The organism is Mesorhizobium sp. Primo-A (assembly GCF_003997175.1).
Classification (GTDB): Bacteria; Pseudomonadota; Alphaproteobacteria; order Rhizobiales; family Rhizobiaceae; genus Mesorhizobium; species Mesorhizobium ciceri.
This window is the reverse complement of the sequence record NZ_RZTG01000013.1, coordinates 196,502-222,190: the sequence shown is the minus strand read 5'-3', so window position 1 is coordinate 222,190 and position 25,689 is coordinate 196,502. Positions and strand designations below refer to the sequence as shown.

Genomic DNA, 25,689 nt, shown 5'->3' with positions numbered 1-25,689 from the left:
TTCCCGAACTCGCACTCATTCGGACGCCATGGACGTCGCGTAGGGTTGGCCCTTACCAGCGCAATGTGGGCAAAAGGTGACAGGTTATTTAGTCAAACCTAACGCATTTCAGTGGGCGCGGCGGCCCCGATCAACGTCAGGCCGGACGTCAAAACGTCCGAAACAGCCTGCACCAGCCCTAGTCTGGCATGCGTCAATTGTCGGTCGTTAACCTTAACAAAACGTAAGTCCGGATTATCCGTGCCACGGTTCCAGTGCCCGTGGAAGCTGGAAGCCAGATCATAGAGGTAAAATGCCAGCCGATGCGGCTCGAGCGCAAGGGCGGCGGACTCGATCAGCCGCGGGTATTCGGCAAGCTTGCGGATCAGGCCGATCTCGCCCTCGTCGGTCAGCAATGCCGCGGCGGACGCCAGGCTGTTGCGGTCGAAATTGGCTTCGCCCAGTTGCTCGCTCGCCTGCCGGAACACCGAATGACAGCGCGCCGAGGCGTACTGGACATAGAACACCGGATTGTCCTTGGACTGCTCGGTCACCTTGGCGAAATCGAAATCCAGCGGCGCATCGTTCTTGCGATAGAGCATCATGAAGCGGATCGCGTCGCGGCCCACCTCCTCCACCACTTCGCGCAGCGTCACGAAATCGCCCGACCGCTTCGACATACGCACCGGTTCGCCCTCGCGAAACAGCTTGACCAGATTGCAAAGCAGCACGGTGAGCTTGACCTCTTCGCCGGCAATCGCCCGCGCCAGGGCTTCCAGCCGCTTGACGTAGCCGCCATGGTCGGCGCCGAGCACATAGATCAGGTCGACGAAGCCGCGATCGACCTTGTCCTTGAGATAGGCAACGTCGGCGGCGAAATAGGTGAATGAGCCGTCCGACTTGACCAGCGCCCGGTCCATGTCGTCGCCGACCGCGGTCGAGCGGAACAGCGTCTGCTCGCGGTCCTCCCAATCGTCGGGTTTCTCGCCCTTGGGCGGCGGCAGCTTGCCCTTGTAGATATGGCCCTTCAGCGTCAGATCGTTGATCGCGGATCGGATCTTCCTGGCATTGTCGGCGTGCAGCGTGCGCTCGGAGAAGAACACGTCGTGATGCACGTTGAGCATCGCCAGGTCCTCGCGGATCATCGCCATCATCGCATCGATGGTGCGATCCTTGACGATGGCGAGCGCCTCGTCATCGGGCATCTGCAGCAGCGAGCGGCCGAATTCCGCGACCAGCGCCTGACCAACTGGCACCAGGTAATCACCCGGATAAAGCCCGCTCGGAATCTCGCCGATGTCGTCACCCAGCGCTTCGCGGTAACGCAGGAATGCGGAACGGCCGAGCACGTCGATCTGCGAGCCGGCGTCGTTGATGACGTATTCTTTGGTCACGTCGTAACCGGCGAAGGCCATCAGATTGGCAAGTGCATCGCCGACGACAGCACCCCGGCAATGGCCGACATGCATCGGTCCGGTCGGATTGGCCGAGACATATTCGACATTGGTCTTCCTGCCGCCGCCAACCATCGAGCGGCCATAGTTGCGGCCCTCGCCGAGCAGTGCGGTCAGATGTGTCTGCCAGAAGCCGTCCTTCAGCCTGAGATTGACGAAACCGGGGCCGGCCACCTCTGTTGCCGCGACATCCTTGTCGTCGCGCAGCGCCTGCGCCAGTCTTTCGGCCAGCGCGCGCGGGTTCTGGCCGGTCGGCTTGGCCAGCACCATTGCCGCATTGGTCGCCAGGTCGCCATGGCTGGCGTCGCGCGGCGGCTCAACGGCAATGCGCGACAGGTCAGGCGAAATGCCGTCTTTGTCTTTCAGATCAAGCGCTTCGACGGCTTTTATGATTCGCGCGGTGAAATCGGCGAAGATGTTCATTTGTGTGACTCTGGGGTCTGGCTCTGGCGGCTTTGCAGCGAATCCGGCTCGTTGGCCGGCAAAATCGAGCCCGCCCTAGCCCAATTCAGGCGTATGGTCAAACAAACGCCGGTGTTCCTTGAGCGCGTAGGTGTCGGTCATACCCGCCAGGAAGTCGGCGACGCTGCGCGCCTTGATGCGATCATCGGCCCGATCCAGCCCCTCGCGCCAGCCATCCGGCATGGCGCGCGGATCGGCGAAATAGGCGTCGAACAGATCCTTGACGATCTGCTCGGCATCCGCGCGCACCCTCATAACCTCGGCGTGCCGGTAGAGGTGCTTGTACAGAAAGGCCTTCAGTTCCTTCTCCAGGGCAGCCATTTCGGCCGAGAAAACCACCATCGTCTCGCCAGCTGCCCTCACTGCATCGGCGCTCGGCGGCCTGATGCGATCGAGATTGGCGGTCGTCGACCTGATCACGTCCTCGACCATGGCCGTTATCTGCCGCCGCATCAGTTCGTGGCCGGTGCGCACGGCATCGAGGGAAGGATAGCGTTCGCGCACGCCTTTCAGGATCGTTCCCGGCAGCGAAACCGTCTCCAGCATGTCCAGCGTCAAGAGCCCTGCCCTCAACCCGTCGTCGATGTCATGCGTGTTGTAGGCGATATCGTCGGCGATCGCCGCGCATTGCGCCTCGATGCCGGCGAACCGGTCGAGTTCGAGATCGTGCAGTTGCGAATAATCACGGATCGCCTGTGGCACCGGCCCTTTCAGACCCTTGCCGTTGGCATCCGTCAGCGGCCCATTGTGCTTGACCAGGCCTTCCAGCGTTTCCCAGGTCAGGTTGAGCCCGTCGAACTCGGCGTAGCGCGCCTCCAGCCTTGTCACGATGCGCAGCGATTGTGCGTTGTGGTCGAAGCCGCCCCAGACGGCCATCTTCTCGTTGAGCGCGTCCTCGCCGGTGTGGCCGAAGGGCGTGTGGCCGAAATCATGCACCAGCGCCACCGCCTCGGCCAGATCCTCGTCGCCGCGCAGCGCCCGTGCCAGGGCGCGCGCTATCTGCGCCACTTCGATCGAATGGGTCAGCCGGGTGCGATAGTGGTCGCCTTCATGGGCGATGAAGACCTGCGTCTTGTGCTTCAGCCGCCGGAAGGCCGTCGAATGGATGATGCGGTCACGGTCCCGCTGGAATGGCGTGCGGGTCGGGCTCTCCACCTCGTCGAACAGCCGCCCGCGCGAGTTTGCCGGATCGCAGGCATAGGCGGCGCGTGGCCGATAGCCGAATCCGATGTCGCCCAACTCACTGGTCATGGCTGATGCTGCCGCGTTTGACTTAGCCAGGTTGACTTGGCCCCTCGCGCTTCATACCTATCATGTGAAACCGAAAGCAAGGTGACGCCCATGGGCGCTGATGCCAAGACTGCCATGAAAGTCGATATGACCGAGGCCGCCGCCAAGCGGATCGCCAGGATTGTCTCGAACGAAGCCGGCAAGACGGCGCTGCGCGTTTCGGTCGAAGGCGGCGGCTGCTCGGGCTTTTCCTACAAGTTCGATCTGGTCGATACGCGCAACGACGACGACGTAGCCATCGAGAAGGACGGAGCCACGGTGCTGATCGACGATTTGTCGCTGGTCTATATGGGCGGATCTGTGATCGATTTCGTCGACGATCTGATGGGCCAGTCGTTCCAGATCCGCAATCCGAACGCCGTCGCCTCCTGCGGCTGCGGCACGAGTTTCTCCATATAGAATGCCTGCCATCGGTGCGGTCCGTCAGATCGCGCTGTCGGCTGGCCGTGACCTCGACGTGACGCTGGCTTTCTGGCGCGACGTGCTGGGCATGGCTGTCCATGCACGCTTCGATCCGCCGGGCATCGCCTTCATCATGGCCGGAGAAATCAGGCTGCTGTTCACCGACGGCGTACCGGCCGGAACCGTCTATCTCGACATATCGGGCCTTGATCAGTTCCATGCCTCGGCTGCTGCCGCCGGCGTGCCTTTCACCGCGCCGCCAACGCTTGTCCATCGCGACACGGACGGCCAGTTCGGTCCAGCGGGGGAAAGCGAATGGATGGCCTTCCTAAAGGACCCGGCTGGCAATACGATCGGCCTCGTCGAACGCCATCCGCCGCAAGAGCCCAACTGAACAGCACGAGACCGCCATGAAAATCGTCACCTGGAACATCAACGGTGTCCGCGCCCGCATCGGCAACCTCACCCATTGGCTGACCGAGAGCGCACCCGACATCGTCTGCCTGCAGGAGATCAAGACGGTCGACGAGCAGTTCCCGCGCGCCGAGATCGAGGCGCTTGGCTACAATGTCGAAACCCATGGCCAAAAGGGTTTCAACGGCGTCGCGCTGTTGTCGAAGCTGCGCTTCGACGAGGTGATCAGGGGCCTGCCCGGCGACGATGCCGATGAACAGGCGCGTTTCATCGAAGGCGTTTTCTCAACCGACAAGGGCGCCTTGCGTGTCGCCTCGCTCTATCTGCCGAACGGCAATCCGATCGATGACGAGAAGAAGTTTCCTTACAAGCTGTCCTGGATGGCGCGGCTTGAGCGCTGGGCCGAAGAACGGCTGAGACTTGAGGAGGCTCTGGTGCTCGCCGGCGACTACAACGTCATTCCCGAGCCGATCGACGCGCGGTTTCCGGAGAATTGGCTGGGCGACGCCCTGTTCCAGCCGCAGACGCGACAGGCCTTCCGTCGGCTGCTCAATCTTGGTTTCACCGAGGCGGTGCGCGCGGTCACCGACGCGCGCGACACCTATACGTTCTGGGACTATCAGGCCGGCGCCTGGCAGAAGAACAACGGCATCCGTATCGACCACCTGCTTTTGTCGCCGGAAGCCGCCAACCGATTCTCATCGGCCTCTATCGAAAAGCATGTGCGCGCTTGGGAAAAACCATCCGACCATGTCCCGGTGGCGATCGATCTCGCGCTTCAGCCGGCTTGAGAGAACCCTCGCCGGGCCCGTCTGCGCTGAACCCTCATATCGCCACATTTCGCGCCGTTCATTGCAGACCAGCATGGCGGCTGGGGTTCCATGAGCGCACGATTTCATCTTTGTCCCATTGGCCTGGCATTTGCCATGGCCGTTCCTGGTACGGCATTTGCCGACCAGGAATGCCTGGCCAATGGAAAATCCTACCAGATCGGTCAGGTCGCCTGCCTGACGGTGGCCGAGCAGAGCCATCTGGCCCGCTGCGATATGGTGCTCAACAACACCTCGTGGACGAAGATCGGGGATAGCTGCCCGGAAAACACGCTGGCGCCACACCCCCATGTCACGCCGATCTCGACGCCGGCGCCCAGCATGGTGCCGACGGAGCCGATCGCGAACTGAGCCAATCTCCCGCTTCGTGGGGGAGATCGGCAGTTCAGCCGCCAGCAAAACTACTGGTCCGCGTTGTTGCCCTTGGTGAGGATATCATCGGCCAGCGAGATCGCGGTGCGGCGGTCGGCCTCGCCGGCGGTGGCAAATGCCTCTTCCTGCATGCCGCGGATCCAGGGCTGGTCAGCGGGCGAAGCGCGTTCGAGCGCTGCCGTCATCATCGCCAGGCCGCGAACGATCTTGCCGCTCTGGAACAACAGATGGCCCAGCGTCGCCTGGGCGCCGGCATGGCCTTTCTCGGCGGCGAGTTGGAACCAGCGCCCGGCCTGCTTGACGCTGGCCTTCACCCCGCCCTCGCCCTTCAGGAACATCTGCCCCATCTCGAACTGTGCGTTCGGGTTGCGGTAGTTGGCAGCCGCGCGCATGTAGTATTCCTGGGCCGCCACCTCGTTCTCGGTGACCGGGCTGCCGGGAATGCCCGTGCGCAAATAGTCGCCAAGCGCCACCAGCGCATCGGAGACATAGCTTTCCTCGGGCGAGCCGGGCTCGACATCCTGGTCGACGATCTCGGAGAAGAACTTGAACGCCTCATAGTCGTCGCGCGCCACGCCGTCGCCCTCGGCATACATGCGGGCAAGCTTCCAGGTGGCGCCGATCTGGCCGTTTTCGGCGGCGTATTTGTAGGCCTCGGCAGCCTGCTCCTTGTGGCCGTTCTTGTAGGCGGAGAAGCCGAACTGGAAGACCGCCCAGGGGCTCGATTGCGGCTTCACCCCGGTCTTGTCGTCGAACACCTTGTCGTCGAAGGCCATGGCCTGGCCGACGGCGCCAAAGGTCGCGCCAAACGTGGCGGCCACGACCAGTGCCGAAAAGACAGATGACCTCAACAACTCAGATGTCCGCATAACAGTGTGTTTCTTTCGCACCGCCCGGATGGGTCACCGCGCCATCGCGCGCTGGCCCCACCGTCTGTGCATATTTCCATATCGCGCCCGACTGATAATCGGTCGCGCGCGCCTTCCATGTCTTTGCCCTCGCCGCCAGTTCGCTATCGGACAACGCCACGTCGATCGTGCCGTTCACCGCGTCGATCGAGATCACGTCACCATCCCTGAGCAGTCCGATCGGGCCACCCACGGCTGCTTCGGGGCCGACATGGCCGATGCAGAAACCGCGCGTCGCGCCCGAGAAGCGCCCGTCGGTGATCAGAGCCACCTTGCCGCCCATGCCCTGGCCGTAGAGTGCTGCCGTCGTCGACAGCATCTCGCGCATGCCGGGGCCGCCGCGCGGTCCTTCGTAGCGAATGACGAGAACCTCGCCTTCCCTGTAGTTGCGATGCGTCACCGCCTCGAAACATTCCTCTTCTGAATCGAAGCAGCGTGCCGGCCCGGAGAATTTCAACTCCGCCATGCCCGCGACCTTCACGATCGCGCCTTCGGGGGCCAGGTTTCCCTTCAAGCCCACGACACCGCCGGTTTGGGTAATGGGTCTGTTGGCCGGGCGGACCACATCCTGATGCTCATTCCAGACAACGTGCTGCATGTTTTCGGCCAAAGTGCGGCCAGTCACCGTCATGCAGTCGCCATGCAGATAGCCGTGGTCGAGCAGGGTCTTCATCAGCAGCGGAATGCCGCCGGCCTCGAACATGTCCTTGGCGACATATTTGCCGCCCGGCTTGAGGTCGGCGATGTAAGGCGTCTTCTCGAAGATCTTGGCCACGTCGAACAGGTCGAACTTGATGCCGGCCTCGTGCGCGATCGCCGGCAGATGCAGTGCCGCGTTGGTCGAACCGCCGGTAGCCGAGACCACGGTCGCCGCATTCTCCAGCGCCTTCAGCGTGACGATGTCGCGCGGCCGGATATTTCTGGCGATCAGCTCCATGATCTTTTCGCCCGAGGCGAAATTGAACCGGTCGCGCATTTCATAGGGTGCCGGCGCGCCGCAGGAATAGGGCAGCGCCAGGCCGATCGCCTCGGCGACGGTCGCCATGGTGTTGGCGGTGAACTGGGCGCCGCAGGAACCGGCCGAGGGACACGCGACCTGTTCGATCTCAAGCAGTTCGTCATCGCTGATCGTGCCGACCGAGTGCTGGCCGACCGCCTCGAAAACATCCTGCACGGTGATCTGGCGGCCGCGATAGCTGCCGGGCAGGATCGAACCGCCATAGATGAAGATCGACGGCACATTGAGCCGCACCATGGCCATCATCATGCCGGGCAGCGACTTGTCGCAGCCGGCGAGCCCAACCAGCGCGTCGTAGCAATGGCCGCGCATGGTGAGCTCGACCGAATCGGCGATGACCTCGCGCGACACCAGGGACGACTTCATGCCCTGGTGACCCATGGCGATGCCATCGGTGACGGTGATGGTGCAGAATTCGCGCGGCGTGCCGCTGGCGGCCGCGACGCCCTTCTTGACCACCTGCGCCTGGCGCATCAGCGAAATGTTGCAGGGCGCCGCCTCGTTCCAGCAGGAGGCGACCCCGACCAGCGGCTGCGCAATCTCGGCCGCCGACAAACCCATGGCATAGAGATAGGAACGATGCGGCGCACGCGCCGGACCGACGGTCACATAGCGGCTAGGGAGCTTAGCCTTGGAGATGACTTTGGCGTCCATACTCTTCCTTGCCCCATCTTCCCTGCAAATGGGGCGGAGCGGCCTGCCCCCTCGCCGAGCCTTTTGGCGCGTGTCCCGAGACAAGATCGAGGTGCGCCGGGTTTATGGCGGGAAATGGGCAATTTCCTCAGCCTGACCTCTACCGCAGGGGTTGTTCAGAAAGTGTTGCCAAAACGTCACAATAGCAGGAGGGCGACAACAGCGCGGCTTATGTGCACGCGGCCTATATGAATGGCGCACGGGCAAGAGCCGCCCAAATGAAAAAGGCCGGGTATTGCCCGGCCTTTTTGTAAAATTCTCAACAGGTTAGAACTTGATCTTGATACCGCCGGAAAATGCCGTGACCAGATCGTTGCCAAAATCGTAGGTGGCGTCGTCACCAATAATTTTTCCGTTCTCGCCAATCACTATGCCGGAATGACCACTGGTGAGCACACCGACTGCACCGGCCAGGCGAACCTCAATGTTGGGCTTCGGCGTATAAGCGACGCCGCCACCCAGCGTCCAGGTGTCGGTCTGCGCGCCGAAGCCATGCGAGGTGCCGCGATCCCAAGTCAACTGACCGGCTCCACTCCACTGATCGTTGAACTTGTGGCCGATACCACCTGATACGGTCCAGCCATCACGATACATCAGGTCAAGGGAGGTTGCCTCTGCCGGGCCGTTGGTGAAGCAAAGTGAGGACGGAGCCCCCACCGGGCAGATAGGAACGCTCTGCAGCAAACTCCAGTTCACCCACTTGATCGAACCGAAGGCAAGCCAGCCGGGAGCGATACCCGACTGCAACTTCAGCTCCACGGAATCAGGCATGTACTGTGTTGATCCGTAAATATCGGTAACGCCTCTGCCAATACTGGTGAGGTCGAGCGCACCCGAGATATTGTCGAGCTTGACTTTCGAATTGTAGACAAGGCTCGCGCGCAACGCGATGTCGGGGATTTCATAAGCGACGCCTGCGCGCCAACCCCAGCCACTGGCCTCGAGATCGACACGGCCTGTCAATGCTGGGAGTACGTTTACCAAGCTTTCTTTGAATCCCGAGATGTCTTGGTAAAACAGCCCGCCGATAAAACGAAGTTGGCCCTTGCCCGCATCAAATTTATAAGAGCATGTACCAGCGTAGTTGTTGCTCTTGATATCGGTTTCCGTATTGGAAAGCGCACCATTCCACATGCCAGGTGCGGTATGCGCGCCCCAGGGCTGCGAATAATCGACCATACAATCCACGCCTTGCACGACCTGGACCTTCATTCCCACGCGCGGAACCCAATAGCCCTCGGCTCCGTCGGCCGAGGTGCCCAAGCCGAGATCGGCTCCGCCTGGACCGCGCGCATTCTCGTACTTGCGGTCCGGCATCACATAGGTCGCTTCCGCTTCGGTCGCGAACGGAGCCGGATCGAACAGCAGATCGATATCGTAGCCGCCACGCTCCAGGCCGCCGGCATGTGCCGGATTCATCGCCGTCCCGATCAAAGCCAGCGAAAAGCAGCCCGCCCCCAGCAGCGCCTTCAGTCGCAGAATAGTCATGAAATGTCCTCCCCGAATTCGAGTGCACCAAGCTAGAACCAATTCAGGTTAACGGTGCAACAACGAATTCGCGGGCGTACATGTACACACTGGCCAGCCGCATTTTCGAGGAAATGCAACCGGGTGCGGCAAGGCCGAAAAATGGTCTGTGAAGGCTGAGCGGCTCTCAAAAAACAGGGAGAACCATCCAAAAAGGCTCGAAAACAGGCCTTTTTTGGGCTCCAGGAGCCCCATTGTTACATTATGGCAACAATGGGGCTAAAACTTCCGTTTACGTCAATATTAACGCAACGGAATGCTGATTTTCCAGGCGGAAAACCAGCATTTTAGAGGGGTCTAAAGTCTCCCGAATCTACCCTCAGCCGGCGTCGCGAACCCTGGCCAGCGCGATCGACAGCTTGTCCTGTGCATCGCGGTATTCGGCGAGCTTTTCACGCTCGGCATCGACGATCTCGGCCGGCGCGCTGGCCACGAACCTCTCGTTCGACAGTTTCTTGTGCAGGCGCGCGATCTCCTCGGTCACCTTGGCCAGTTCCTTCTGCAACCGTGCAGCCTCGGCGGCGAGGTCGATCAGGCTGCCAAGCGGCAGGCAGATCGTCGCCTCGTTGAGCACGATCTGCGCCGAACCCTTGGGCGCGATATCGGCAAGCGAGATGTCGCCGACCCGCGCCAGCCGCTTGATCGCCGACTCCTCGCGAACGAGGCGCTCGCGTGTCACATCGTTGGCGCCGACCACGACGAGCGGTGCGATGGCTGCCGGCGGCACGTTCATCTCCGAACGCACGGAGCGGATGCCGGAGACGAGGTCGACCAGCCAATTGATGTCGGCTGCAGCCTCGGCGTCTTCGAAGTCCGGTGACGGCCACGTGGCATGGCACAGCAGCGAGGGGCGTTGCTTGCCTTCGCCAGCGGTCTGCGCCCACAGTTCCTCGGTCATGAACGGCATCATCGGATGCAGCAGCTTGTAGATCTCGTCGAGCACGAAGGCGACGCAGGCTCGGCTTTCGGCTTTGGCCGCCTCGTCGGTTCCCATGAACACCGGCTTCAGCAGTTCCAGGTACCAGTCGCAGAACAGGTTCCAGACGAAGCGGTAGGCGGCGCCCGCCGCCTCGTTGAAGCGGTATGAGGTGATGCCGTCGGTGATCTCGCGCGCCGCCCGCGTCAGCTCGGTGAGGATCCAGCGGTTGACCGCCAGCTTGGCGTCGTTCAGCCAGAAATCGTCATTGCGCGCGACCTCGTTCATCTCGGCAAAACGCGTCGCGTTCCACAGCTTGGTGCCGAAATTGCGATAGCCGGCGATGCGCGCCGGATCGAGCTTCACGTCGCGGCCTTGTGCCGCCATCACCGTCAGGGTGAAGCGCAGCGCATCGGCGCCGTATTCGTCGATCAGGTCGAGCGGATCGATGACGTTGCCTTTCGACTTCGACATCTTGGCGCCGTTCTTGTCGCGCACCAGCGCATGGACATAGACGGTGTGGAACGGCTCCTCGTCCATGAAGTGCAGGCCCATCATCATCATGCGGGCGACCCAGAAGAAGATGATATCGAAGCCTGTCACCAGCACGTCGGTCTGGTAGTAGGTCTTCAGCTCGGGAGTCTCATCAGGCCAACCCAGCGTCGAGAACGGCCACAGCGCCGACGAGAACCAGGTGTCCAGCACGTCCTCGTCGCGGGTCAGGATCTCGCCCGGCTTGAAGTTCTCCAGCTTGTCCTCGACCCAGGCCTTCCACGGTCCTTCCAGCGCCAGATAGAATTCGATCGCGGCGCTCAGCGCCTCTTCCTCGGTCTTCTCGACGAAGACGCGCCCATCCGGCCCGTACCAGGCCGGAATCTGGTGGCCCCACCAGAGCTGGCGCGAGATGCACCAGGGCTGGATGTTCTCCATCCAGTCGAAATAGGTCTTTTCCCAGTTCTTCGGCACGAAGTTCGTGCGACCTTCGCGCACTGAAGCGATTGCCGGTTTGGCCAGCTCCGCCGCATTGGCATACCATTGCTCGGTCAGGAACGGCTCGATCGGCACGCCTCCGCGATCGCCATGCGGCACCGCATGGCGATGCGGCTCGACCTTTTCGAGGAAGCCGCCCTCTTCCATCAGCTCGACGATCTTCTTACGCGCGACGAAGCGATCGAGGCCGTCGAGTTCGTCCCAGACCGCCTGGCGCTCCGGCGTCACCTCGAGGCCGGCAAGGAAATCCTCATTGTCCCTGAGACTTACCGCCGCCTCCGTGGTCAGGATATTGATCGCCGGCAGCTTGTGGCGCTTGCCGACCTCGAAATCGTTGAAGTCGTGCGCCGGCGTGATCTTGACCGCGCCCGAACCTTTTTCCGGATCGGAATACTCATCCGCCACCACGGGAATCCTGCGGCCGACGATCGGCAGGACGATGTTCTTGCCGACCAGATGCCGGAAGCGCTCGTCGTCGGGATGCACCGCGACGGCCGTATCGCCCAGCATCGTCTCCGGGCGCGTCGTCGCCACGGTGATGAAGGTTTTCGGGTTTTCCGGGTCGAAGACCTTGCCTTCGACGGGGTAGCGGAAGTGCCAGAGATTGCCATTGACCTCCTGCTGCTCGACCTCGAGATCGGAGATCGCGGTGAGCAGCTTGGGGTCCCAGTTCACAAGACGCTTGTCCTTGTAGATCAGCCCTTCCTTGTAGAGCGTGACGAACACTTCGAGCACCGCCTTGGACAGGCCTTCGTCCATGGTGAAGCGTTCGCGTGACCAGTCGGCCGAGGCGCCGAGCCGCTTCAGCTGGTTGAAGATGGCACCGCCGGATTCGGCCTTCCACTCCCACACTTTCTCGATGAACTGTTCGCGGGTCAGGTCGCGGCGATGGATCTGCTTTTCCATCAGCTGCCGCTCGACCACCATCTGCGTGGCAATGCCGGCATGGTCCATGCCCGGCTGCCACAGGACGTTCTTGCCGCGCATGCGCTCGAAGCGCACCAATATATCCTGCAGCGTGTTGTTGAGCGCGTGTCCCATATGCAGCGAGCCGGTGACGTTCGGCGGCGGGATGACGATGGTGAAGGCCTCCGCCCCCTCCTCGGCCCCGGCACCGGCGCGAAACGCGTCGGCCTCTTCCCAGACTTTGGCGATCTTCGGCTCGACGGTTTTGGCGTCGTAGGTCTTTTCAAGCATGGGAAAATGGTCCGCGCTGTCGGGAGTTTGCTGGTCCGGTGTAAATCGGAAGGTTTTGGCCAAGTCAACCGCAAGGGCTGTCTCGGACCCTCACAACCAGATAGGCGCGGCCTCAGTCATTTCAACGGAACGCGATCCGTCGTCCTGCCGACAACGACTTCACCAAAAGAAACGGCGCCACGAAGGCGCCGTTTCCTCTGGGCAATCGGCATGGGGAACTACTGCGCCCCGCGCGCCACGCGCTCGATCTCCTCGCGCACCAGCCTTTCGACCAGTGTCGGCAGATTGTTGTCGAGCCAATCCTGCAGCATCGGCCGCAGCATCTCTTCGGCCATCTCGTCGAATGTCTTCTTGCTGCGGCTGGCAAACGCGTCGGAAAGCTCGCCAAAGGCAGCCGCGACCTGACGGCCGGTGTGCTCGGAAACGATCGCCGGACGCGGCGCGTCGCTGGCCGCCACCGGCCGCACCACGCTTGCATCCGGACGAGACGGCTCGGTAGCCGGTTTCGCGGCCGGTTCATCCCCTGGAGCCTCCACGGACGGCTGGGCAGCCGTCTTGCGTGCCTCGCTCCGGTCCGACACCGCCCTGGCCTGCTCGCCAACCGCGGCGATCTCGCGACGCCAATCGGCGATGGAAGCGTCGGCGACAGGACGCGATATTGGCGCTTCAGCCGTGATTGGCTCCGCTGCAACGCGGGCGCTGACCTCGGCGAGTGTCATCGATGGCCTTGCCGGGCTGGGATCGGGGCGCACCGGCGTTTCCATGCGCGCCACCACCGGCTCGGCCGGCGGCAGCTGTGACTGGACTTCCGCCAGCGTGACAGGCTTCCTGCCCTCGGGGGCGGCATGCAGGTCGGCACGAAAAGCTTCCACGTCGGGGGCTGCATAGGCGCTCGACGCGCGCTCCAGATCCTGGCTCAGCTCATCGGCGTCGCCCGGCTGCTTGCGGCCGCCGTCGCTGTCCTCGATGATCCGCCTGATGGAAGCCAGTATCTCTTCCATGGAAGGTTCGCGCTGTGCGCTGCTTGCCGTTGCCATCGTCACATCCGCCGCCCTTGTGACCCCTGTTGGGTTTTCCGCTCCGGCAGAGCCGGATCGAATCATGGCCACAGCGTAACCGACGGATCGCCGCACGAGAATCCCCAATCTGGGGACTTGTGGGATTTCAACAGATTAGCGCCATCTGAACCCGAGAGCCGCAGCGCGAAAGATCCTGCTCAAGCAGGGAACACGGCCAGTTCAGGCCGAACGCCTCAGCGGCCGTCCGGCGTGCGCAGTCCGTACCACTTGTCCTTGACCGCGTTGTAGTGCTCTTCAGGCTTGTATTTCGCTACCTGCAAGCCAAGGCGGTCGACGGACAGACGGCCGGTCGCCTGCAGGATGGCGTAGCTCGCCACCACCACATCGTGTTCGTAACCGGCCTGGTTGATCTGGGCGGTGATGACCGTCGCCTGCGCATTGAGGACGTCGAGCGTGGTGCGCTGGCCGACATTGCGCTCTTCGATGACACCGTTCAGTGCCAGCTTCGCGGCTTCGATCACTTGCCTGTTGGCCGTCAGCTGCTGCTGCGCGGCGGTGTACTCGGTCCAGGCGGCGGTGACGGCCTGGCGCACCTGGTCGCGGCTGACATCGACCTGGATGCGGGCCTGGCTGAGCGATTCCTTGTCCTGGCGCACGATCGCCGAGGTGCGGCCACCCGAATAGATCGGGATGGTCAGCGTTGCCCCGACACTGGCCGAATTGGTCGTGCCATCCTGCGAACCGACACCCGGCAAAGGCGAGGTATTGCGATAGGCGCTCGAAACGCCGGCGGAAGCCGACAGCTGCGGCAACAGCGCACCTTCGGCCGACTTCACCGAAAACGCCGCGGCATCGACCAGATGCTGCGTGGCAAGGATGGCCGGATGCTCGTTCGAGGCCACCCCGACGGCGGCGGCGAGGCTCGACGGCAACAGCTTTGCCACCGGCGAAGCGCCCTTGAGTTTGCCCGGCTCGTCGCCAACGATCTGGCGATAGAGCGCCGCACTTGCCAGCGCCTGCGCCCGGGCAGCACTCAGCGACGCCACCGCGGCGGCGCGCGAAGCGTCGGCCTGGGCGACATCGGTGCGCGTGCCTTCGCCAACTTCGAAGCGCGAACGCGCCGCGCGCGCCGTTTCGGTCAGGAACTGCAGGTTCTGCTCGGTCAGCACGGCGACCTGCCGGTCGCGAATCACGTTCATATACGCTTGCGCCGCGCTGAACAGGATGCCCTCTTCAGTGTTGCGCAGGCTTTCGACCGAGGCCCGGACCTGCGCTTCGGCGGCAGCGACATTGTTCCTGGTCTGAAAGCCGTCGAACAGCGTCTGGTTGATCTGAACGCCAAAATTGCCGGTGGTCAGCCGCACGCTTGAATTGGTGCCGTTGAGATGGCTGCTCGAATAATCGATATCCGCCGAGCCGGTGACAACCGGGCGGTAGCCCGACTTGGCGATGGCGACACCCTCGTCGGTGACGCGAACGCCGGCACGGGCCGAATTCAGTGAAGAATTGTACTGGTAGGCCTTTGCAAGCGCGCCGGAGATGGTTTCGGCTGAAGCGGCCAGTGGGGACAGCATGGTCGCCGAAACGAGGACGGCGGTGAAAAGTGACTTGCGTAAAGACGGCACGGTTAAACCCTCATTCGTTTTCCATGGGAACCGCGCCGCGCCTGCTTCTCTCATAGATCAGCCGGCGCCGCGTGTTCGTGTTCCCTGCTGCTCACCCCCAAAGTGCCCCCAGTTTGGCATCAGCAGCGATCGTTCAAATGCAAGCGACCATGACAAAGCCTCTGCTGCAAGGCCAAATCATTCAGAATTCGAAAGCACGAATGCGTTCAAACCCCGGTAGTGGCTTAATTGCCGCATTAAATGCACGTCTTCCGGTTACAACCCCCCCGGCCTTGAAAAAGAGACGGGCCACGCCGGAATTGCCCTGCCCTTCGACGGCGACGAGTCGGCCGCCTTCGGCAAGCTGGTCGAGCAACGGGGCCGGCACTTCCGCGACACTGCCACCGATAAAGATAACATCATAAGGCGCCTTGGCGGCATGCCCCTGCGGCAACGCGCCCTGGACGACGGTCACATTGCCGCAGCCAAGCGACGAAAGCGTCGATCTGGCGGTTTCCGCCAGCGCCGAATCGTTTTCGAGCGCCACTACGGACCCGGCCAGCCGCGACAGGATGGCCGAGGCGTAGCCCGTTCCGCAACCGACATCGAGCACCGAATCGGTCGGGTTGATCTCGGCCAGCTGGATAAGCTTGGCCAACGGCGACGCTTCCATCAGGTAGCGCGAACCGTCCGCGCCGGCTGCAATGCGGATGTCCTCGTCGATATAGGCGAGATCGCGCTGGGCGGCGCCGACAAACATCTCTCTTGGGACGACAAGCATTGCATCGAGTAGCGGCGCGCTGGTCACATCTGTGGTGCGGACCTGGCCGTCGACCATCTTGACGCGTAGTTCGGAGAAATCAGCGCTCATGTCCCAACCAGTCCGCTTGCCGCGCCAGAACCGCGGTCCATTGTGTCAGGAACTTCAGGCCCCTGCGCTGCCGCGCGGGGGCCCGGGCATTGGAGGCCTCGCCCGGAATCGAACCGGGGTGCAAGGATTTGCAGTCCTCTGCGTAACCACTCCGCCACGAGGCCTCATTGCTCCCGGCGTTCCACCCGGTTCCAATAGGTTGCGGCGAAAATGCCGTCAAGCGGCCACCTTGCATTCCGAACGGTTTCCTCGCGTCAGTCCGGACGGCGTCCGGCAAATCATCGGACCGCTTTATTAGCGGACAGTTAAGCATAGCCTGATGGGAGAAGAAACGCATCCTGTCGCCGCATGACAGGGCAAGGCTTGCCTCGGCCGCGGCTGTTCTCAAGCAGATCCGTGAGGCACTGGAAGAGCAGGCCGCCCACTGAAACACCACCTTGCGCTATCGGCGGTCAATCGGGCCGGCGACGCCGTTCCCACCAGACGACAAAGCGACGCCGGTGACGGCGGACCATGGCGAATTCATAGGACAGCACCAGCAATCCGAGCGGAACCATCCAGAAGCCGAGGATCGGCAGGAAACCGAGGATGCCACCGATGGTCAGCAGGATGCCGATCGTGATTCTGAGCCCGCGCGAGCGCGGCATTTTGAACTCGCGCCCGAAAACAGAGATTTTGCGCGCCGGCATCTGGTTGTCTTGTGCTGTCATCGTCTCGAAAGATTGACCCGTTTCGATCGTTCGCAAGCATGCTCAAACCAAAGCCGCCGCCGCGCTTTCGGTTCCATATCCCTGCCAAGACGGCTAATATGAGGGCATCCTTCGACGATTGCGAGAAAGGCCTATGCGAAAAAGCCTCGGAAAAATGTGAAAAGCTTCTTTGCAAAGCCGAAAAGGGCAGCTATAGGCTGCGCCACTCACATAAGAGCCTCCGTTCCCCGGTAGCTCAGTGGTAGAGCAACCGGCTGTTAACCGGTTGGTCGCTGGTTCGAATCCGGCCCGGGGAGCCAATTTCTGTGCTTTCAGCGCATTGCCAGACTTTCCAACGCTTTGGTTTAATTGAATAATCCGCGCCGACAGCGTCAGGTGATCAATCGGCACGCGGAATTTTGCTAAACATCCTGCTGCACATATTGCCATACACAGGCGCAGCGCGCATGGTAGCGGTATGAACGTCAAGCGCCGCAATAAGACCTTCCACATCGTCCGCCGAGTGCCTAAGCGCTATGCTGCAATCGAGCCGCGCACTCAAATCTGGATCAGCCTTCACACGGACTCCGAAACGGTTGCGCGACAGAAGGCTCCAACCGCATGGGCGCATATGGTCGAGGGCTGGGAAGCTACCCTTGCCGGCGCAACCGACGATGCCGAGCGACGGTTTGCAGCGGCGAAGGAACTGGCCGCCGTGCGCGGCTACAACTACCTGCCCGCTGATCGCATCGCCCAACTCCCCCGCGAAAAGCTGCTCGAACGTGTCGAGTCCGCCCTGAAGCTCAATGGCGATGCTGCCAAGATCGAGGCGCGCGCCGTGCTGGGCGGCGCTCCCGAACCGGGGATCAAAATCAGCAAGGCACTGGAGTTGTATTGGGGCTTTGCCAAGCAGGACACGATAGGCAAGAGCGAGGATCAGCTTCGCCGCTGGGAGCACCCCCGCAAACGTGCCATCGCCAACTTGATTGAAGAGATCGGCGACAAGGAGCTTTCAGAGATCACCGGAGACGACATGCTCGACTTCCGCGAAACATGGATGGAGCGGATAGCGGCCGGCGATGCCAAGCCCGACACTGCTAACAAGGATTTCCAGCACATCGGCAATATCCTTCGCACCGTGGTCAAGATGAAGCGGCTAGGGCTGGTCCTGCCGCTGGACGGCCTCACCTTCAAAGCCGACAAGGAGCGGACCCGCCCGCCTTTCTCGGTCGACTGGATCAAGACCAAGCTGCTTGCCCCCGGCGCGCTGGACAGCTTGAACACGGAAGCCCGGTGCATCCTGCTTGGCATGATCAACACCGGCTATCGCCCCGGCGAAGCGGCCGGGCTCATGCCGCACCACATCCGCCTGGATGTTGACGTGCCATATATCAGCATTGAGCCGGAAGGCCGGCAGCTAAAGAACAAGGTGAGCGAGCGTGTCATTCCGCTGGTAGGCGTGTCGCTCGAAGCCTTCAAGCACTGCCCGCAAGGCTTTCCGACCTATCGTTTCAAGGACAAGATCAGCGACACGGTGAACAAGTACCTTCGGGAACACGACCTGTTAGAGACACCGGAACATGTTCTCTACAGCCTGCGGCATTCTTTTGAAGACCGGATGATTGCCGCCAAGGTAGATGAGCGTATCCGGCGCGACCTGTTCGGCCATGCGCTGGGCAGGGAACGCTACGGCGAAGGCGCGACGTTGGCGCACAAGCGCGACATCCTTCAGAGCTTCGCCCTTTGAGCAGCGACGATTGCCCGCGCCCGGGCGATGGGGTCTCCCCTCGCCTCTTCGGCCGCGATTTCCGCCTCTAGCCGCGTGAAGATCGGCGCATAGATCGCATCTTCGACCACAAGCGACGCAACGAACGCGTGGGCGGCTTTGAGCCGGGCCAGCATGGACCCGTGATCGTCGGCTATGGTCGAAGAATGCAGCATGGCTTGGGCAACTTTTTTGAAACCGGGTGCAAACTCAGCGGCGCACGATATGCGCACCGATCCAGATGGCGGGCCAGGCAACCAAGAAGAGCGCCGCCGCGACCAACGCGGCCGGCCGGAGCCGCAAGAGATCGTCGACCACGGCGCGAGAGTTCGCCGCCACTGCCGGGCTGGCGTCGCGATTGGTGACGATGCCCTGAAGGAAGAGAACGCCCCCGGCTACCCAAAGCGCCGCGACCGGAAAAATGATGTCCATGAAAATTCACGCCCGTTTTGACCACGACCGGGAGTCTGGCACAGTTCGCCCGAATAGCAACACGAGCGCACGTCTGGCCCAGAAGCTTTCGCACTGCCATACGAAGTCTTCGTCAACACATTGCTTTGATTTTGCAACTTGTTGCAAACTTTTCCTGCCGATTACACTTCAGAAGCACTGTCGATTTGACCACGCTCATGGTAGATATGGGGTGCGCTGGTTCACGCTGCGCCGCGTGGACTGTCAACAGGGGCGGTGCCGCATTTTTCCTTGGTCGGATGGCGGTGCCGCCCCTCTCAGACCAAGGAATAGACCAAATGTCCCCTCACCTAGCCTATTCACGCCCTCAATCCGCCGATGCCACCACCGACGCGGACAACACCAACAATCCCCCAGACATCGACACGACAGAGCCAGTGCAGCAGCCGGACCAAAAGGAATGGCGGATGCACAGCCACTACAGGCCGGAGAATTGGCCATTGTCTCGCACGATTTCCCAACAGGGCATCATGCGGCAATACATCCGCGTCTGGCGTCACTACATACCGGTGGGCACGCGAGACACGATCCTGATCATCATCGACAAAACCGTGAACTGGGGCGTGAGCACGTGCTGGCTCACCTACAGGCAGATAATGCAGGCGAGCGGGCCGAAGGAAACGCAAGCCCGAGGGCATATCCAGTGGTTAGAGGCCGAGGGTTTCATCACGGTAGAGCACTCCCCCGGCAATGCCAAAGGTATGCGCATTACTCTCAACCTCGACTGGGAACCGTCCGACCCACCAGTGTCGCAAAAGGCACTCCCACGGAAAAGTGTGGGGGCAACTCCCACGGAAAACCGAGGGGGCAGGAAGGTGACCCCCACGGAACACCAAGGGGCTACCCCCACGAAAAGCCAAGGGACTACCCCAACGGAAAACCGAGGGGCATTTAGAGAGAACGTTTCAGAAGGAACCGCAGAAGGAAATTCAAAGCTCAGAGGGAATGATTACTCGCCGCCTGCCGGCAACGAGGGGTCGGCCCCGAAAACCGAAACGTCTCATCCTATCCGGCAACGCGTTCGCCCGGTCGTTCAAGGCGCTTCCGGGGAAAAGACGCCTCCGGCGAAAGAGAACCCCCCGGTTCCGGCCGCCCCCCTTTCCGGCCCTAATCAGTCCCCCCTTGACCAGACGGTTGTCCGGCTCACGCTGGAGGCAATCGAGGAGACGTTACACCGGTCTGCCGAACAGCATTGGCCGAACATTGCGGCACCGTGGCCGGATGACCAGCGCCGGGCGGTTGCGCAGTGTATAGCGACGAACTGGCGGGGGGCGCCCGGTGAGGCACACAGGTTCGCCGATTGGGTGGTGGCCACATGGTCCAACATCGAATTGACCTACGCTGGGCCGGAATACCCCGAAGCCGGCTTCATCCATCGGCACAACGTGTCGCTCTGTCGGACTTTCATGGCTCACCTCGGTAGATCGAACACTCAATGAAGCCAATGCACACTAGCCGCGATGCTCCCAGAAACTGCCGTCTTTGGAGCTACAAAAGCCGCAACGGCCCTTCGCATGAGTCTGCCACCGGGAGACTTTGCAACCGGGTGCAAAATGTCGCGGCCGAAAATTTCGGGCATCCGGCAGTCTTACCCCGCCACTCCCTTTGCCAACCTCGCCAGCGTTGACCGAGAGCATCCCGTTGCCGAAATGATGGTGCTCCAGCTTTGCCCGCTGGTGAGCATGCTTTGGATCGCTTTATTGCGGGCCTTGTCCTCAGGCCGGCCACGATATTTTCCCTCGCTCTTGGCTTTCGCGATACCCTGCGTCTGCCTACGCCGACGATCCTCGTAGTCTTTCCTAGCGACTGCCGCGATCACATCGAGCATCATGTTGTTGATTGCGTCTGCCATGCGGGACATGAACTCATCGGCATTCCCCGATGCCATGCCCCATGATGTCGGTAGGTCGAGGGCGACAACCTTGATGTGTCGATCTCTAATTTCGTCCTTTAGCTTATTCCAATCTGCACCGTTCAGCCTGCTGAGGCGATCCACCTGCTCGATCAGCAGGATGTCTCCTGGTTGGCAATCCGAGAGGAGTCGGAAGAGTTCCGGTCGTGCGAGGGAGGCCCCGCTTTCATTCTCCACATAGGTAGCGGCGATTTGCAGTCCACGTTCCTTGGCAAACGTGAGGAGGTCACCTTTGGCTCGGTTGGCATCCTGCTCTTTCGTTGAGGCTCGGAGATAGGCGCGGACGAACATATGAGGCCCCGGTTCGATATGAATGGTCTCATATTGTCTGGTACGATTAGGGTGGTCAAACGTTATTATCGAACCACCTAAAAACGCGGTCCGCTAAAGGCATACTCAAATGATTTTCGACGAGACAGAGTTGTGTGCCTAATCCTCGCCCCTCACGATCGTGAGCCGTTCCGACATGGCTGCTGATTAGCCATGCGGAGGCTGCACCATCACGGATCAAATCCGCTGATTGTGCGACCGAACTTCATCCTCGATTTCATCGACCAATGAGGCGATCTGCGTTTCCTCAACGATCTCCGGTGCGAATGGAGAGCCACGTAAGATCTCAAGCGCGTTTTTGTAGACAGGCATAAGCTGACGGTTCTCTGGCGCACCCACAATGAAATGCAGCTTCAACGGCTCTTGCGCGTCATCTGCGACAGCAGCAAGATGCCCACGCCAGCGACGGACCTTGTCCTTAATCCCATCAGCATCCGCCAAGTCTAACGACAACGGTTCATAGGCATGCCAACTGCCGTTCTTCCATGCGTGCTTGAACTCGATACTATCCGCTTTGCTGGATAAGACCTTCTTTTCCAGTTCCACGTTCAGATTCCGCTCGGCTAGCATGGTACGGACGGGCCGCCAGATATCCTCGTCAGTCTTCCTGGCCTTCACGGTCACATCGTAGCGGCCAACAAATCGCTCATAGAGACGCTCGAAGGTCTTCGATGGATCGTTGGTCACACCGGAGCTGACAGGTGACCATTGTAGGGAACTGTCGTCATTCGGTACGATTGACTTGGCGTAGGAGTCCAGTCCGCGATCTTGCCTGAACAGACCCTCCTTGGGCAGCATCTTGGAAGCGCCACGCATACCCCGCTCGACACTCCGCATAGCAGCCACGAAGGCCTCGCGATCGAGATCCGGGAACACGCTTTTGATACGGCCTATGGTCTTTCGCGTGCGCCACCTCAGGATGCCCTCACGTGAGACATGCAAGATCACGCCAACGTTCACGAACTCCCCGGTTACGATGTCGTGGACATAACGCAGGACAATGAAGTTGTAGGGATGGCGATCGCTCATTTCAGTATCCTCCGCACTTCATCCAAACACCCGTCGATGTTGTCTCGTGCATCTCGAATTAGCTTAAGCGCTGCGTGAACGGCGGCCTCCGAGCCAGCCCACTCGTCCGGAACTGCGGTCTGATAGCTCGCAATCACCTCATCTGACAAGTTAACCCAGCGATCCTTGATGAGATCATAATCAACATCCCGCCCCTTCAATCCCCCAACGAAAATATGGGCTCCTGGCACTCCGACCCAACTCAGGCCACCTAGTGTCCAGGGCGGCTTCCAGAACAGGAGTTGCTCAGTCATGAAAGCCAGCTCGTGATCGAATATCCGCAGATTGTCGCCCTTCACCAAGCAGTTGGGATTCCCGTCGCGTCGATCCGGATTCTGGATGATCGCATCGAAGATCAGAATACCAGTTGCGTCAGGCATCATTGTGTCAGTAATCAAATTGCCTTTCGCCCATGCTGCAAACTGGTTGGGAACACGCAGTGATCCGAATCCGACAGGTGAGCTCACGCCAAGCTTCTGGCGAACAGTCTCGTCTGAAACAGACTCTATGAACTCAGGGGGCAGCCGAACCCAATAGGGACGGGGAACAGGCAATCCGAGGTCCGCAGCCAAGCAGGCACCTATGCTCTCCCGAGACAAGCTCGACACCCCGGCATCGCATCCGCTGGATAGCTTGCAGAAAACCTCGACGGTCTCTCCTGCCGCATCCTCGCACATCAAAAGGATCGGAGCGGTGCGACCCTGAGAGGCCGGGCGCAGAAACTCTGTTGCCGTTACACTCTCCAGCAATTCACCCCCCCACAGGGACGGCGCTGTTGGCCATCCCTCTCCCTCAAAAAACTATGATCAGTCACACCAACTCCGCGGCCTGCGCGTACGCCGACACCAGCGTCGAGCTCGGCTTCACGGCATCATGCGGCACAAGCACATAGGACGACGGTTTCCGCCCATTCCCTAGCATGCTCGTTCGCATGGTGAACCCATTTCCGCGCCGCCTATTCCGCAGCGTCGGCCTGCTGCGTCAACGCGTGCCCTGCGCCTGCGTTCTGATTATTCTGCTCAGCAATCGTCGGGCCGGACCATATCGAAAGCGCCGTATCGAACAGCGCGCTTCCACGGTGTGAGACGGTCTCCTCATCCCATGCCTGGTACTGATGGAGTTCCCGGTTCAGCGCGAGCGCCGTGTGTGCTCTCACAGCAGGCATCTTGGTCGAGAACGATCCGTTCGAAGCCGACGTGTTCAGCTTCTGGGTCAGCAGTGTGAGGTTGCCGAGCTTGTTTATGATCTTGTCGCGGTCAACCTCGCGAGCAACCTGGTCAATATCCACCTCGCCGGCCGCAACGTGATCAAAACCCGGAACGGGCCAATTCTCGCGCCATTTTTGCGGCATGATGTGTTCGAGCGTCAAATCGCTCCGGATGGCGACGACTTCGCTGCGATCGTTCCTTTTCTGGTGTTCAAGCGCCTCGAACAGATACCGAAGGCGCGGCTGACGACTCCCTTTGTATTGGTCGCGACCAAGCCATTGCGCCTTCCATTCGCTGTCTGGCGGGAAACGGATCGCATCCGCCTGACTCGCGGACAGCAATTGATGAACACGCGCGACTGACACTTGGCCGCCCGCGCGAAGCTTTGCGATCATATCGACAAAGAACTTGTTGTAATTGGCGGTCGTGAGGCCGCAGATATCGCGCCTGACGATATAGGATTCGATCAGCCGGAGAGCATCGGGCAGCTCGCCTTCGTCCAGCGCGCTTTCGCCCGCTAGATAGAGCACGAGAGGCATGGCCGTTGACACGTCGAACGCCTTGGTAAAGCGCCCGAAGCGTCCCAAAGGATCATCGGTCGACTGATCCGATAGCCGTCGATGAACTGCCGCGCTTGCTGCGATCGATTCGAGCTCAGCTTTGATGGAGGTGAACGGCGTGAGGTCCAAAATCCATCTGCGATAGGATTCAAAGAGATCGTCGACCGAAACGGTCTCCGCTTTCTTCATTGTAAGGTGGTCGACAAGCAGCCAATCCAGGCGGGACTTCGTCTGACGACCGCGTGTATCCCCTTCCTTCCAGAACCAACCGTCGAGCGGGAGCCAGAAATCCTGGTACAGGCGGTCTACATTCAGAGAACCCTTGGTCTGTCCCAACCCTTTCGCTCGCTGAAAGATGAAGTTACGCATGAGATCACCGGCGGTCAGATCGACTCCCCGGCTGTTAAGCGTTTCGAAGATCGTCTGAGCGTCATCGCCACCTTCAAGTTCGATTGATACTGCTGCCAACCCGACGCGTAACGCCTCAAACAACTTCTCCATGCGAAAGGCATCATATTCACCATTCGGCCGGACGTGCTTTTCGATGCGATCCTTGAAGAACGCATGCGCCGCTACCGACGGGCGAACCACACCCTGCTCATCATCCAAACGGAAGGTTGCCGCATCCGACTTGTCCTCAGCGTCAACCACTCCGATGAAAGAAGCACGGTCGGTGAGTGACGGCCAAAGCTTGAACCGCTCGACTTCTGGCTGCTCCATTACACCATCGTTGAAGATGTACTTGGCTACCTCGTCCGCATATTCGGGTGAGTGGCAGGCTGCCACGTCCCTTAGGGCGGTCAGGAGCAACTGGAAGGTCGTAAGGCGCTGTTGGCCATCAATGACCTCAAACGCCTGCACCTGCTTGCCGAACGTTTTCACCTGCGAGATCACGATCGCTCCCATGAAGTGGGGCGCAGATAACACGCCTTCCGCCTCAAGCTTTGCCGCAGCCCGCTGAATATCCTCCCAAAGCAACTCCAGTTGGGGGGTCACTTTCCAGGCGTATTGCCGCTGATACAGCGGAATCAGGTAGCGTCTCTTACCGTCAAAAAGCTCTATGATCGATCTTGTAAATGGTCGCATTAGCCCTATTCGCCCCTAATCGAGTGTGCTTATAATTCGCTGAGCCAAACTACACTTATAGTTTTAAGCTATCCTCGCGCCTTCACCTGCGTGTCCCAATCAGCCGCTTTATCTACGAGAGAAGGATTGGATCAACAACATCGCTGGGCGATGGCTTGTCTGCCCGTTCGGTCGCCCTGTCGACGAGTTTTTCTAGTTCTCGGGCGAAATTGAACGGCCGCTGCTTTGTGAAAATCGGCGTGAGCGTCCAGAAGGGATTTTGAACCGCCGAAGGACGATCAAAATTCTTGTCCTTGCATAGAGAGAATTTTCCGGTGCCGTCCGTGTCGACCCTTCCATAACGGCGAAACCATTCGCTGATCGCCGATTTGTAAACTTCCTTTTCGACGGCATTCAGCAGAGAGTGAATGACCCGAACATCGTTGTGCCGCTTCACATGATCGAAAATTCCTAGCGCCACTTCATGGATGATCTTTTTCTCCGAAGATCCTCTTAGCTTGGTGCCATCGTTGCTCTGCAAGGTCGAAGAATATTTCTTTTCCAGTTTTAATAAGCTCTCTGGCGGCGTTCTGCTCTTGTCGCGTTTGAGGTCAGCCAGGAGTTTGAAGATCGGTCTTTCATGATTCATTCTGGTCACTGGACCGATGCCCCCTC

General features: G+C 60.6%; 23 protein-coding genes and 2 tRNA genes. 7 read left to right on the top strand and 18 right to left on the bottom strand.

Going from position 1 to position 25,689, the window contains the following annotated elements:
* Positions 1-98: 98 nt before the first annotated feature.
* A complete protein-coding gene (argS, locus tag EOC83_RS24325) occupies positions 99-1,856 on the bottom strand; it encodes an arginine--tRNA ligase (protein WP_063168120.1) in 1,758 nt (585 codons plus the stop codon).
* A gap of 75 nt (positions 1,857-1,931) precedes the next feature.
* A complete protein-coding gene (locus EOC83_RS24320) occupies positions 1,932-3,146 on the bottom strand; it encodes a deoxyguanosinetriphosphate triphosphohydrolase (RefSeq protein ID WP_024503844.1) in 1,215 nt (404 codons plus the stop codon).
* A gap of 90 nt (positions 3,147-3,236) precedes the next feature.
* Here EOC83_RS24320 and erpA point away from each other — a divergent pair, with 90 nt between their 5' ends.
* From erpA to EOC83_RS24300, 4 genes are all read left to right on the top strand, one after another.
* Positions 3,237-3,584 (top strand): iron-sulfur cluster insertion protein ErpA, encoded by a 348-nt coding sequence (erpA, locus tag EOC83_RS24315; protein ID WP_013531288.1) that lies wholly within the window; start codon positions 3,237-3,239, stop codon positions 3,582-3,584.
* Position 3,585: 1 nt separating this feature from the next.
* On the top strand, positions 3,586-3,981 hold the full coding sequence (locus EOC83_RS24310) for a VOC family protein (protein WP_013531287.1): 396 nt from the start codon (positions 3,586-3,588) through the stop codon (positions 3,979-3,981).
* Positions 3,982-3,997: 16 nt separating this feature from the next.
* The gene (xth, locus tag EOC83_RS24305; protein ID WP_013531286.1) at positions 3,998-4,792 is read left to right on the top strand and encodes an exodeoxyribonuclease III; all 795 of its coding nucleotides are present in this window, start codon (positions 3,998-4,000) and stop codon (positions 4,790-4,792) included.
* 135 nt (positions 4,793-4,927) lie between these two features.
* Positions 4,928-5,182 (top strand): hypothetical protein, encoded by a 255-nt coding sequence (locus tag EOC83_RS24300; RefSeq protein WP_244506831.1) that lies wholly within the window; start codon positions 4,928-4,930, stop codon positions 5,180-5,182.
* A 50-nt stretch (positions 5,183-5,232) separates the two neighbouring features.
* On the opposite strand, the gene EOC83_RS24295 is transcribed toward EOC83_RS24300, so the two are convergent.
* From EOC83_RS24295 to EOC83_RS24255, 9 genes are all read right to left on the bottom strand, one after another.
* The gene (locus tag EOC83_RS24295; protein ID WP_013531284.1) at positions 5,233-6,072 is read right to left on the bottom strand and encodes a tetratricopeptide repeat protein; all 840 of its coding nucleotides are present in this window, start codon (positions 6,070-6,072) and stop codon (positions 5,233-5,235) included.
* A complete protein-coding gene (gene ilvD, locus EOC83_RS24290; RefSeq protein WP_024503842.1) occupies positions 6,059-7,783 on the bottom strand; it encodes a dihydroxy-acid dehydratase in 1,725 nt (574 codons plus the stop codon). The genes EOC83_RS24295 and ilvD overlap by 14 nt, the downstream gene beginning before the upstream one ends.
* A 306-nt stretch (positions 7,784-8,089) precedes the next feature.
* Complete coding sequence (locus EOC83_RS24285; RefSeq protein WP_013531282.1) at positions 8,090-9,310, bottom strand: OmpP1/FadL family transporter; 1,221 nt, start codon at positions 9,308-9,310, stop codon at positions 8,090-8,092.
* Between the two features lie 358 nt (positions 9,311-9,668).
* Positions 9,669-12,452: a valine--tRNA ligase gene (locus tag EOC83_RS24280; RefSeq protein ID WP_013531281.1), complete on the bottom strand. Its 2,784-nt coding sequence runs from the start codon at positions 12,450-12,452 to the stop codon at positions 9,669-9,671.
* A 218-nt stretch (positions 12,453-12,670) separates the two neighbouring features.
* Positions 12,671-13,489 (bottom strand): PopZ family protein, encoded by an 819-nt coding sequence (locus EOC83_RS24275; protein ID WP_013531280.1) that lies wholly within the window; start codon positions 13,487-13,489, stop codon positions 12,671-12,673.
* 215 nt (positions 13,490-13,704) lie between these two features.
* A complete protein-coding gene (locus EOC83_RS24270) occupies positions 13,705-15,096 on the bottom strand; it encodes a TolC family outer membrane protein (protein ID WP_063168121.1) in 1,392 nt (463 codons plus the stop codon).
* A gap of 181 nt (positions 15,097-15,277) precedes the next feature.
* A complete protein-coding gene (locus EOC83_RS24265; protein ID WP_024503837.1) occupies positions 15,278-15,946 on the bottom strand; it encodes a protein-L-isoaspartate O-methyltransferase in 669 nt (222 codons plus the stop codon).
* A gap of 90 nt (positions 15,947-16,036) precedes the next feature.
* Positions 16,037-16,110, bottom strand: a tRNA-Cys gene (locus EOC83_RS24260).
* A gap of 288 nt (positions 16,111-16,398) precedes the next feature.
* A complete protein-coding gene (locus EOC83_RS24255; RefSeq protein WP_024503836.1) occupies positions 16,399-16,656 on the bottom strand; it encodes a hypothetical protein in 258 nt (85 codons plus the stop codon).
* A 224-nt stretch (positions 16,657-16,880) separates the two neighbouring features.
* On the opposite strand from EOC83_RS24255, the gene EOC83_RS24250 reads away from it, so the two are divergent.
* Positions 16,881-16,955, top strand: a tRNA-Asn gene (locus tag EOC83_RS24250).
* A 158-nt stretch (positions 16,956-17,113) separates the two neighbouring features.
* A complete protein-coding gene (locus EOC83_RS24245; RefSeq protein WP_063168122.1) occupies positions 17,114-18,382 on the top strand; it encodes a DUF6538 domain-containing protein in 1,269 nt (422 codons plus the stop codon).
* On the opposite strand, the gene EOC83_RS32880 is transcribed toward EOC83_RS24245, so the two are convergent.
* Both EOC83_RS32880 and EOC83_RS24240 read right to left on the bottom strand, forming a co-directional pair.
* Positions 18,364-18,537, bottom strand: coding sequence for a hypothetical protein (locus tag EOC83_RS32880; RefSeq protein WP_158515785.1), 174 nt, complete (start codon positions 18,535-18,537; stop codon positions 18,364-18,366). The two genes, EOC83_RS24245 and EOC83_RS32880, sit on opposite strands and share 19 nt — an antisense overlap.
* A gap of 73 nt (positions 18,538-18,610) precedes the next feature.
* A complete protein-coding gene (locus EOC83_RS24240) occupies positions 18,611-18,832 on the bottom strand; it encodes a hypothetical protein (protein ID WP_063168124.1) in 222 nt (73 codons plus the stop codon).
* 317 nt (positions 18,833-19,149) lie between these two features.
* Here EOC83_RS24240 and EOC83_RS24235 point away from each other — a divergent pair, with 317 nt between their 5' ends.
* Positions 19,150-20,310, top strand: coding sequence for a hypothetical protein (locus EOC83_RS24235; protein ID WP_063168125.1), 1,161 nt, complete (start codon positions 19,150-19,152; stop codon positions 20,308-20,310).
* Between the two features lie 149 nt (positions 20,311-20,459).
* Here the strand turns inward: EOC83_RS24235 and EOC83_RS24230 are convergent, their stop codons facing one another.
* From EOC83_RS24230 to EOC83_RS24210, 5 genes are all read right to left on the bottom strand, one after another.
* The gene (locus EOC83_RS24230) at positions 20,460-21,074 is read right to left on the bottom strand and encodes a recombinase family protein (RefSeq protein WP_063168126.1); all 615 of its coding nucleotides are present in this window, start codon (positions 21,072-21,074) and stop codon (positions 20,460-20,462) included.
* 216 nt (positions 21,075-21,290) lie between these two features.
* Positions 21,291-22,142 (bottom strand): DUF3037 domain-containing protein, encoded by an 852-nt coding sequence (locus EOC83_RS24225; RefSeq protein ID WP_063168127.1) that lies wholly within the window; start codon positions 22,140-22,142, stop codon positions 21,291-21,293.
* Positions 22,139-22,930, bottom strand: coding sequence for a HipA family kinase (locus tag EOC83_RS24220; RefSeq protein WP_206617027.1), 792 nt, complete (start codon positions 22,928-22,930; stop codon positions 22,139-22,141). Before EOC83_RS24220 ends, EOC83_RS24225 begins: the two co-directional genes overlap by 4 nt.
* Positions 22,931-23,136: 206 nt before the next feature.
* Entirely contained in the window at positions 23,137-25,035 is a 1,899-nt protein-coding gene (locus EOC83_RS24215; protein ID WP_063168129.1) for a DUF262 domain-containing protein, read from the bottom strand.
* A gap of 112 nt (positions 25,036-25,147) precedes the next feature.
* Positions 25,148-25,672: a hypothetical protein gene (locus tag EOC83_RS24210; protein ID WP_127224114.1), complete on the bottom strand. Its 525-nt coding sequence runs from the start codon at positions 25,670-25,672 to the stop codon at positions 25,148-25,150.
* Positions 25,673-25,689: the final 17 nt, after the last annotated feature.